The organism is Pararcticibacter amylolyticus (assembly GCF_003130405.1).
Lineage (GTDB): Bacteria > Bacteroidota > Bacteroidia > Sphingobacteriales > Sphingobacteriaceae > Arcticibacter > Arcticibacter amylolyticus.
This window is the reverse complement of sequence record NZ_QEAS01000095.1, coordinates 1-633: the sequence shown is the minus strand read 5'-3', so window position 1 is coordinate 633 and position 633 is coordinate 1. Positions and strand designations below refer to the sequence as shown.

At 62.9% G+C, this 633-nt stretch carries 1 protein-coding gene; it reads right to left on the bottom strand.

What is annotated here, in order from left to right; translation table 11 throughout:
* The coding region (locus DDR33_RS26255) for a DUF6443 domain-containing protein (protein ID WP_238387953.1) at positions 1–633 on the bottom strand (633 nt) is incomplete at both ends.

Sequence of the window (633 nt, the reverse complement as noted above, 5' to 3'; positions counted from 1 at the left end):
GTCTCGCTGACATAGAGCTGGTTCTGCCCGTAGCTGCCTTCGTCTTTCAGGCTGCGGTTGCCACTGGCGTCGATGCTGACGCCGTATTGTTTTGCCCATCTGCCGTTGCCTTCGGACAGCGTGGCGTCGCTGTTGCTGTAGTAGCCCTGGCGCAGGGTGTGCCCCTGGCCGATCTGCCAGTCGCTGCCGGGGGCTCCTTGTTCTTCTACACGGTTGAGCGGGGAGGCTTCAAAGCGGGTCTCGGCAAAGGGGGACGGGATACGGGGGACGCCGGTGGGCAGCTGCGCTTCGCTGCCGGATGGGTTATAGAAGGTCATGATGCCGCCGCCGGGGGTCAAGGCCCCGGCTTTATAGCTGCCGTTGGCGCTGGGGTCGGCATAGGGGAGATATTTTTTTGCTTCGCGGCCGAAGGAGTCGTATTCGAAGGGGGTGACCAGGTCGCGGGTGGCCTGGGGGCTGCCTTTGACCTGCACATTCTGAAGGGGGCGGCCAAGGCCGTCGAAGTACTGCACGCTCATCATGACTTCGCAGGTCTTTTTGGCGGACAGGTCGGTGCCGGCGGCAAAGGGCTCGCGGGGGGTATAGGTGAGGATGTAGTTCTGATCGGTGCTTATGGCGGCGGCAAGGGGGATA